General features: G+C 69.1%; 8 protein-coding genes and 2 tRNA genes. 6 read left to right on the forward strand and 4 right to left on the reverse strand.

The genetic code is table 11. From position 1 onward, the window contains the following. Positions 1 to 2: 2 nt before the first annotated feature. A tRNA-Gly gene (locus BIU91_RS11410) sits at positions 3 to 73 on the reverse strand. Between the two features lie 54 nt (positions 74 to 127). Between BIU91_RS11410 and BIU91_RS11415 the strand changes: the two genes are divergently transcribed. The 5 genes from BIU91_RS11415 (at position 128) to BIU91_RS11435 (ending at position 3418) form a co-directional block, all read left to right on the forward strand. Then, positions 128 to 403: a hypothetical protein gene (locus BIU91_RS11415; protein ID WP_071405540.1), complete on the forward strand. Its 276-nt coding sequence runs from the start codon at positions 128 to 130 to the stop codon at positions 401 to 403. 94 nt (positions 404 to 497) lie between these two features. Next, positions 498 to 574 (forward strand) — tRNA-Pro (locus BIU91_RS11420). A 53-nt stretch (positions 575 to 627) separates the two neighbouring features. Further along, the gene (gene tig / locus BIU91_RS11425) at positions 628 to 1935 is read left to right on the forward strand and encodes a trigger factor (RefSeq protein WP_027464695.1); all 1308 of its coding nucleotides are present in this window, start codon (positions 628 to 630) and stop codon (positions 1933 to 1935) included. A 167-nt stretch (positions 1936 to 2102) separates the two neighbouring features. Then, positions 2103 to 2732, forward strand: coding sequence for an ATP-dependent Clp protease proteolytic subunit (locus BIU91_RS11430; protein ID WP_071405541.1), 630 nt, complete (start codon positions 2103 to 2105; stop codon positions 2730 to 2732). 26 nt (positions 2733 to 2758) lie between these two features. Further along, the gene (locus BIU91_RS11435; protein WP_027464696.1) at positions 2759 to 3418 is read left to right on the forward strand and encodes an ATP-dependent Clp protease proteolytic subunit; all 660 of its coding nucleotides are present in this window, start codon (positions 2759 to 2761) and stop codon (positions 3416 to 3418) included. A 63-nt stretch (positions 3419 to 3481) separates the two neighbouring features. On the opposite strand, the gene BIU91_RS11440 is transcribed toward BIU91_RS11435, so the two are convergent. Both BIU91_RS11440 and BIU91_RS11445 read right to left on the reverse strand, forming a co-directional pair. Beyond that, positions 3482 to 4090: a copper resistance CopC family protein gene (locus tag BIU91_RS11440; RefSeq protein WP_071405542.1), complete on the reverse strand. Its 609-nt coding sequence runs from the start codon at positions 4088 to 4090 to the stop codon at positions 3482 to 3484. A 50-nt stretch (positions 4091 to 4140) separates the two neighbouring features. Further along, positions 4141 to 4869 (reverse strand): YcnI family protein, encoded by a 729-nt coding sequence (locus BIU91_RS11445; protein ID WP_071405543.1) that lies wholly within the window; start codon positions 4867 to 4869, stop codon positions 4141 to 4143. 236 nt (positions 4870 to 5105) lie between these two features. Between BIU91_RS11445 and clpX the strand changes: the two genes are divergently transcribed. Continuing rightward, the gene (gene clpX / locus BIU91_RS11450) at positions 5106 to 6386 is read left to right on the forward strand and encodes an ATP-dependent Clp protease ATP-binding subunit ClpX (protein WP_017886000.1); all 1281 of its coding nucleotides are present in this window, start codon (positions 5106 to 5108) and stop codon (positions 6384 to 6386) included. 102 nt (positions 6387 to 6488) lie between these two features. Here clpX and BIU91_RS11455 read toward each other — a convergent pair whose 3' ends face one another. Then, complete coding sequence (locus BIU91_RS11455) at positions 6489 to 8513, reverse strand: M3 family metallopeptidase (protein ID WP_071405544.1); 2025 nt, start codon at positions 8511 to 8513, stop codon at positions 6489 to 6491. Positions 8514 to 8691 lie beyond the last annotated feature (178 nt).

An 8691-nucleotide genomic window follows, 5' to 3' on the forward strand; every position in this document is an offset into this window, starting at 1 on the left:
GGAGGGGATGACGGGAATCGAACCCGCGTAGCCAGTTTGGAAGACTGGGGCTCTACCATTGAGCTACATCCCCGCGCCTGCGCACCAGGCGCAGCCCGACCATCGTAGCGGACGAACGAGCACCGACATGCCGACGCGCGTCATCCCGAAGCCGGACGACGGTGCCGAGCGCACCATCCGCTGGTCGCGGGTGGTCTCGTACGTACTGGTGGTCCTCGCCGCCGCGGTGCTGTCCCTCCGTCCCGACCTGTTCGGTGACCCGCAGTCGCAACCCGCGCACGCACTGCTGCACGCCTGGCGGATCGTCGTCGGGCTGCTGCTCGCGGTGGCTGCCCTCGGGGTGCAGGTGGCCGTCGGGATCCGGTGGCGGCGGGGTCTGCGACGCGCCGCGGAGGACGACTGAGCAACCCCCGGGAACAGCGCGCCGTCGGACCGCTAGACTCACCGGGGTCGCATGCGCCCCTCGGCGTGCGCGGCTGATCCCTGGCACGAAGCAACGGGGCGTAGCTCAGCTTGGTAGAGCGCCCGCTTTGGGAGCGGGAGGTCGCAGGTTCAAATCCTGTCGCCCCGACCAGGTCCTCCGAGCACCACCGACCACACGAACGTCAACCAACAGGAGAACATCCCTTGGCCACCAGCACCGTCGACAAGGTGAGCGACACCCGCGTCAAGCTCACCGTGAACGTGACGCCGGACGATCTCAAGCCGAGCATCGACCACGCCTACAAGCACATCGCCGAGCAGATCAACATCCCCGGCTTCCGCAAGGGCAAGGTCCCGCCGGCGATCGTCGACCAGCGCGTCGGCCGCGGCGAGGTCCTGAACCACGCCGTCGGTGACGCCATCGACAACTTCTACCGCCAGGCGGTCGAAGAGCAGGAGCTGCGCATCCTCGGCCGTGCCGAGGCCGACGTCGCCGAGCTGCCGAACGTCGCGGACTTCACCGGCGACCTCGTCCTCACCTTCGAGGTCGACGTCCGCCCCGAGTTCGACCTGCCGGACTACTCCTCGTACGAGCTCACCGTCGACGCCGTCGAGGTGTCGGACGACGAGATCGAAGAGGAGCTGCAGAACCTCCGCACCCGCTTCGGCACGCTCGTGACGGTCGACCGTCCGGCGAAGACCGGCGACTTCGCGCAGATCGACCTCACCGCCAGCATCGGCGACGACGAGGTCGACTCGGCCACCGGCGTCTCCTACGAGATCGGCTCCGGCGACCTGCTCGAGGGCATCGACGAGGCGCTCGAGTCCCTGACCGCCGGTGAGTCGACGACCTTCGAGTCGAAGCTCGTCGGTGGCGACCGCGAGGGCGAGACCGCTCAGATCGCCGTCACCGTCACCGCCGTCAAGGAGCGCGAGCTCCCCGAGGCCGACGACGAGTTCGCCCAGATCGCCAGCCAGTTCGACACCATCGACGAGCTCAAGGCCGACCTGAAGGAGCAGATCGCGAAGTCCAAGACCTTCGGTCAGGGCGCCGCGGCTCGCGACAAGCTCGTCGAGAAGCTCACCGAGGACGTCAACATCCCGATCTCGGAGCAGCTCATCGCCGACGAGGTGCACCGTCACCTCGAGCAGGAGAACCGCCTCGAGGACGAGGAGCACCGCAAGGAGGTCTCCGAGTCCAGCGAGACCGCCTTCCGCTCGCAGATCCTCCTCGACGCGATCGCCGAGAAGGAAGAGATCCAGGTCTCGCAGGAGGAACTGACCCAGTACCTCATCCAGGCCGCCGCGCAGTACGGCATGGAGCCGGCCGAGTTCATCAAGGTCATCGACCAGAACGGCCAGATCCCCGGCATGGTCGGCGAGGTCGCCCGTTCGAAGGCGGTCGCGACCGTCCTGTCCAAGGTGACCGTCAAGGACACCAACGGCGACGCAGTCGACCTGTCCGCCTTCACGGCGGGCGTCGCGCAGGAGCCGGCAGGGGACGCCGAGTAACGATCTCGACGCCACCAGTACGACAGACGGGAGGCGCGGTGCCAGCTGGCACCGCGCCTCCCGTCCGTATTTCCGCACCACCGCATTGCTGTCGGCGAACAGACGAGAACTGGTGCGTTGCACCCGATAAGTTCGACAACAAGCGACAACTGAACGGGAGCTTTTCCATGGCCGAAGCAACACTGAACCCCAGTGTTTTTGACCGCCTTCTGAGAGACCGGATCGTGTGGCTCGGCTCCGAGGTCCGCGACGACAACTCGAACGAGATCGCAGCCAAGCTGCTGCTGCTCGCCGCCGAGGACCCTGAGAAGGACATCTACCTCTACATCAACTCGCCCGGTGGTTCGATCACCGCCGGCATGGCGATCTACGACACGATGCAGTTCGTCCCGAACGACATCGTCACCGTGGGCATCGGCCTCGCCGCGTCGATGGGGCAGTTCCTGCTGTCCTCCGGCACGCCCGGCAAGCGCTACATCACGCCGAACGCCCGCGTGCTGCTCCACCAGCCGTCCGGTGGCTTCGGCGGCACCGCTGCCGACATCCAGACGCAGGCCAAGGTCATCCTCGACATGAAGCAGCGCATGGCGGAGCTCACGGCCGAGCAGACCGGCAAGTCGGTCGAGCAGGTCCTCAAGGACAACGACCGCGACAACTGGTTCACGGCGCAGGAAGCGCTCGAGTACGGCTTCGTCGACCACCTCCGCGCCTCGAGTGCCGAGGTCATCGGCGGTGGTGGCACCGTCGGCGACGGCGAGACGCCCACCAGCGCAGCCGAGCCCGACGCCCAGTCCTGATCACCACCGAAGAAAAGGAAACGAGAATGCATCTCCCCATGCTCGGTGGCGCGCAGAACGTCCCGGCTCCGTCCAATCGGTACATCCTGCCGAGCTTCGAAGAGCGCACGGCCTACGGCTACAAGCGCCAGGACCCGTACGCCAAGCTGTTCGAGGACCGCATCGTGTTCCTCGGCGTGCAGGTCGACGACGCGTCGGCTGACGACGTCATGGCCCAGCTGCTCGTGCTCGAGTCGATGGACCCCGACCGCGACATCGTGATGTACATCAACTCGCCCGGTGGCTCGTTCACCGCGATGACGGCGATCTACGACACGATGCAGTACATCCGTCCGCAGATCCAGACGGTCTGCCTCGGTCAGGCTGCCTCGGCCGCGTCGGTGCTCCTCGCCGGTGGCACCCCCGGCAAGCGTCTCGCGCTGCCGAACGCCCGTGTGCTGATCCACCAGCCCGCGACCCAGCAGGGTGGCGGTCAGGCGTCCGACATCGAGATCCAGGCGGCGGAGATCCTCCGCATGCGCACCTGGCTCGAGGAGACGCTGTCGAAGCACTCCAACAAGACGCCGGAGGAGATCAACCACGACATCGAGCGCGACAAGATCATGTCCGCGCAGGAAGCCGTGGAGTACGGCCTGATCGACCAGGTCCTCACCAGCCGCAAGAACCTGCCGGCGCTCGTCAAGTAGCACCAGCAGGAACGACGAAGGCCCCGCACCGAACGGTGCGGGGCCTTCGTCGTTGCGTTGCGGCTAGTCGTCGGTGTCGTCGGACTCCGGGGCCGGCTTGCGGCGCAGGAGCAGCAGCACCGCGACGACCGCGCCGACCAGCACGACGCCACCGGCGCCGATCCAGATCGCGTCGGACGCCGCCGAGTCGCTCGACCCCGAGGCGGTGCCGGTGGTGGTGTCCGAGCCGGCGTCGTCGTCACCGGCGGTGGCGCAGGTCGGGGGCTTCGCCGCACCCGAGGCCGGGGTGAAGCCCGAGGGTGCCTTCCACGTGAAGGGGTACTCGTCGGACACGGTGTGCCCGTCGGCGGAGACGATCTGCCACTCGACGGTGTACTTGCCCGAGTCGCCGAGTGCGGCGGTCGTGGTCATCGACGGCCCCTCGACGTCGACGCAGCCGTCCTCGTAGTACCTGCCGTCGGGGCCGACGATGCGGAACGCGAAGCCCGACCCCGAGTCGCCGATGTCGAGCAGCTTGTCGTTCGTCGTGATGTCGAACGTCTTCGGCAGCTCGGTCAGGGTGCCGCCGACCTCCGGGTCGGACGAGATCAGGTAGTTGTGCGCGCTGGCCGGGCCGGCGAGCCCGAGGACTGCGCCACCGGCGATCGCGACGGCCGCGGCGGTCCCGGCCACGAGCCTCCAGGCAGAGGACCGTGACCGGGACCGACGCGAGCCGCACTGCGTCACTTGGCGGAGCCCCGACGACGCGTGCCGGCGACGGCGACGACCAGGGCGACGGCGCCGAGCACCAGGCCGCCGAGGCCGAGGAAGCGGCCGACCAGGTCGGGGTCGTTCGAGCCGGTCGAGCCGGCGGCCTCGGCCGTCGGGGTCGCGGCGATCGGGTCGCCGTCGTCGTCCGTCGCCTCGGCGGCGGTCAGCGTGATCGAGGGGGCCGGGTGCTCGGGCTCGGCTTCGCCGGCCTTCTGCTCCTGGTTCCACTCGACGCTGCCCTTCTCGCAGGTCTGGATCGCGGGGAACTCGACCAGGTCGCCGGCCTTGCCGTCCGGCAGCGAGAACGAGAGCGCGAAGGTGTCGCGCTCATCGGCGGGCAGGGGGGTCTTCGCGGTGTACGTGACGCTGGTGACGCGCTCGGCGGCCGTCTCGGCGTGGTCCTCGTCGGATGCCGAGGCCGAGGGGTCGGTGTAGGGCTCGGTCGCCTTCGTGATCGTCCAGTTCGGGTTCACGGTGGGCGTGACCTCGATGACGGACTCCGGCACCTGGAACTGGATCTTCGTCGTGGGGGAGCCGTCGCAGCCGTGCGGGACCGAGAAGGTCGCCGTGGTGTACGAGTTCGCTGCGGTCGACGTGGCCGTGGCGGACACGTGCGCGCTGGCCGCCGTGGCACTGCCGAGGACGATGACGGCTGCGACACCGAGGGTGACGGCGCCGCCGGCGGCGAGACGCTTCTGCATGGGGTTCCTTCCGGGGTGGTTCTGCACCTGCTGTTCTACAAGATGTAGAGAAGTCCGGATCACCGTAGCAGGCTCGCACGCCCTGGGCGAACGCGCGGGCGGATTCCGGAGGGGCATCGCGGTCGGTGTCACCGGTTGCGGTTAGGCTCGTGTCCACGACGAGGTGCCCACCAGCAGCGGTGCACCAGCGGTGGTGCGACAGCGCGGCCGGCATGTCCAATCAGGGAGGCACGGGAATGGCACGCATCGGAGAGAGCGGCGATCTCCTCAAGTGCTCGTTCTGCGGCAAGAGCCAGAAGCAGGTCCAGCAGCTCATCGCCGGACCGGGCGTCTACATCTGCGACGAGTGCGTCGAGCTCTGCAACGAGATCATCGAGGAACGTCTGGCCGAAGCCGGCGAGGACACCTCGAGCGGGGACTTCGAACTGCCCAAGCCGCGGGAGATCTTCGACTTCCTGCAGGAGTACGTCATCGGGCAGGACCCGGCGAAGCGCGCCCTCGCCGTGGCCGTCTACAACCACTACAAGCGCATCCGGGCGCAGGGGCAGATCACCGCCGCCGAAGACCGCGACGACATCGAGATCGCCAAGTCGAACATCCTGCTCATCGGCCCGACCGGCTGCGGCAAGACGTACCTGGCGCAGACCCTGGCCAAGCGCCTCAACGTGCCGTTCGCCGTCGCGGACGCCACCGCCCTGACCGAGGCCGGCTACGTCGGCGAGGACGTCGAGAACATCCTCCTCAAGCTCATCCAGGCCGCCGACTACGACGTGAAGCGTGCCGAGACCGGCATCATCTACATCGACGAGGTCGACAAGATCGCCCGCAAGGCCGAGAACCCGTCGATCACCCGCGACGTCTCCGGTGAAGGCGTGCAGCAGGCGCTGCTCAAGATCCTCGAGGGCACGGTCGCCTCGGTCCCGCCGCAGGGCGGCCGCAAGCACCCGCACCAGGAGTTCATCCAGATCGACACGACGAACGTGCTGTTCATCGTGGCGGGTGCGTTCGCCGGGCTCGAGGACATCGTGTCCTCGCGCGTCGGCAAGCGCGGGATCGGCTTCGGGGCACCCCTGCACAGCGCGACCGACCACCAGGACCTGTACTCCGAGGTGCTGCCGGAAGACCTGCACAAGTTCGGTCTGATCCCCGAGTTCATCGGTCGTCTGCCCGTCGTCACGACGGTGTCGCAGCTCGACCAGGCGGCGCTCATGCAGATCCTGACCGAGCCGAAGAACGCGCTGGTCAAGCAGTACCAGCGGATGTTCCAGATCGACGGCGTCGAGCTCGAGTTCGACCAGGGTGCGCTCGAAGCCATCGCGGACCTCGCGGTGCTGCGCCAGACGGGTGCACGCGGGCTCCGGGCGATCCTCGAAGAGGTCCTCGGCCCGGTGATGTTCGACGTCCCGTCCGACGACGACGTGGCCCGCGTGGTGATCACCCGCGAGTCCGTGCTCGAGAACGCGGCGCCGACGATCGTGCCGCGGCCCCGGGCCAAGCGCGTCGAGAAGTCGGCGTAGCCCTCCGGAACCAGCGAACGGACACAGCACCACGGGATTCCGTGGTGCTGTGTCCGTTTCGTGGTGCGGTGCGCCAGCGCGCGGTGGCGTGCGCCGGCGCGCCTACTCGAGCCCGCGGCGCCGCAGCAGCGGCCCGACCTCGGCGTCGCGGCCGCGGAAGTCCCGGTACGCCTCGAGCGGGTCCTTCGCCCCGCCGACCCCGAGCAGACGCTCGGCGAACCGCTTGCCGGCTGCACGGTCCAGCCCGCCGTTGTCGCGGAACCACTCCACGGTGTCGGCGTCGAGCACCTCGGACCAGATGTACCCGTAGTAGCCGGCGTCGTACCCGCCCGAGAACGTGTGCGCGAAGTACGTCGACGAGTAGCGCGGCGGCACGGCCTCGACCGCGATGCCGGCCGACTCCAACGCAGAACGCTCGAAGTCCTCGACGGACGTCACCGCCGCGGCGTCGGCTGCGGACAGCCGGTGCCACGCCTGGTCGAGCAGTGCGGCGGCGAGGTACTCGGTCGTGCCGAAGCCCTCGTTGAACCCCTCGGACTCGCTGAGCCCCAGGACGAGCTCGGGCGGCAGGGGTGCTCCGGTCTCGTGGTGCTTCGCGTAGTTCGCCAGCACGGACGGCCACGACAGCCACATCTCGTTCACCTGGCTCGGGAACTCGACGAAGTCCCGCTCGACGTTCGTGCCGGAGAACCGCGGGTAGGTGGTGCGGGCAATGAGGCCGTGCAGGGCGTGGCCGAACTCGTGGAAGAGCGTCTCGACCTCGTCCTGGATGAGCAGGGTGGGGGAGCCGGCGGACGGCTTCGCGACGTTGAGGTTGTTGACCACGACGGGCAGGGTGCCGAGCAGCTCGGACTGCTCGACGACCGGGTTCATCCACGCGCCGCCGCGCTTGCCGTCACGCGTGTAGAGGTCCAGCAGGTACAGCCCCACGGGCTCGCCGTCGTCGCCGGTGACCTCGAAGACCCGGACCTCGTCGTTGTAGCCGTGCAGGTCCGGACGCTCGGTGAAGGTCAGGCCGTACAGGGCGCCGGCGGCGTGGAAGACCCCGTCGTGCAGGACCCGGTCGGCCTCGAAGTACGGGCGGAGCGCGGTGCTGTCCGCGGCGAACTGCTCGCCACGCAGGATCTCGGTGGCGTACGCCCAGTCCCACGACTCGATGTCGAACCCGACCGTGCGCGACCGGACAGCGCGCTCGTCGTCGGCGTTCCGTGCCGCGGCGCCGACGAGCGAGGACAGCAGCCCGTCGACGGCCTCGGGGGTCTTCGCCGTTTCGTCGGCGGTCACCACGGCGGCGTGGTTCGGGAACCCGAGCAGCTCGGCGCGCTCGGCCCGCAGCCGGACGATGCGGAGCAGCACCTCGCGGTTGTCGTACTCGTTGCCGCGACGGCCGCGGGCGAGCGAGGCGCGCATGATCCGCTCACGCAGGTCGCGGTTCGCCAGCGACGACAGCCACGGGTGTCCGGTGTAGAGCGGCAGCGTGATGAGCCAGCCGTCCAGACCCCGGTCGGCGGCAGCGGCGGCCGCGGCGGACTTCGCCCCGTCGTCGAGCCCCTCGAGCTCGTCCTCGTCCGTCACGTGCACGGCGGAGTCGTTGGTGTCCTCGAGCAGGTTCCGCTCGAAGGTCGTCGTGAGGGTCGAGAGCTCCTGGTTGATCGCGGTCAGACGCTCCTTGCCCGCGTCGTCGAGGCCCGCGCCCGACAGGGTCATCTCGGCGTGGGTCCGCTCGACCAGGCGCAGCGCCTCACCGGTCAGCCCGGCGGCCGCGGCGCCGTCGAGCACCTCCTGCACGCGGGCGTACAGGCGGGAGTCGAGCGTGATCGCGTCGCGGTGGGCGGCGAGGAGCGGGGAGACCTCGGCCTCGAGGTCGTGCAGCTCCGGCGTCGAGTCGGCCGACGACAGCGTGAAGAACACGTGGCTGACGCGGGTCAGCAGCTGCCCGGATCGCTCGAGTGCGACCAGGGTGTTCTCGACCGTCGGGGCGTGCGGGTCGGTGGCGATGGCCTCGACCTCGGCGCGCTGCTCGGCCATGCCGGCCTCGAACGCCGGTCGGTAGTGCTCGAGTCGCACGTCGCCGAAGGGCGGCAGGGCGTAGGGGAGGGTGCTCGGGACGTCGAACGGGGTTGCCATCTGCCCACCCTATGCACGGGTGCTGGAGTCCGTTCCTTCCCATGACGCCCGGACTGGGAAGCGGGATCGGGCGTCCCTGCTCGAAAGAACCGACCAGGTACGCCCGGAACGACCAGGTACGCCCGGAACGGCCCAGCGAGCGCACCCGCGCCCGGCGTGACCGACCGACGGACGGGAG

Origin of the sequence: Curtobacterium sp. MMLR14_002 (genome assembly GCF_001864975.1) — a bacterium.
Taxonomy (GTDB): domain Bacteria; phylum Actinomycetota; class Actinomycetes; order Actinomycetales; family Microbacteriaceae; genus Curtobacterium; species Curtobacterium flaccumfaciens.

Coding starts and splice junctions, on each gene's coding strand:
- BIU91_RS11415 (WP_071405540.1), top strand. CDS start 128: ATGCCGACGCGCGTCATCCCGAAGCCGGACGACGGTGCCGAGCGCACC.
- BIU91_RS11430 (WP_071405541.1), top strand. CDS start 2,103: ATGGCCGAAGCAACACTGAACCCCAGTGTTTTTGACCGCCTTCTGAGA.
- BIU91_RS11435 (WP_027464696.1), top strand. CDS start 2,759: ATGCATCTCCCCATGCTCGGTGGCGCGCAGAACGTCCCGGCTCCGTCC.
- BIU91_RS11445 (WP_071405543.1), bottom strand. CDS start 4,869: ATGCAGAAGCGTCTCGCCGCCGGCGGCGCCGTCACCCTCGGTGTCGCA.
- clpX (WP_017886000.1), top strand. CDS start 5,106: ATGGCACGCATCGGAGAGAGCGGCGATCTCCTCAAGTGCTCGTTCTGC.
- BIU91_RS11455 (WP_071405544.1), bottom strand. CDS start 8,513: ATGGCAACCCCGTTCGACGTCCCGAGCACCCTCCCCTACGCCCTGCCG.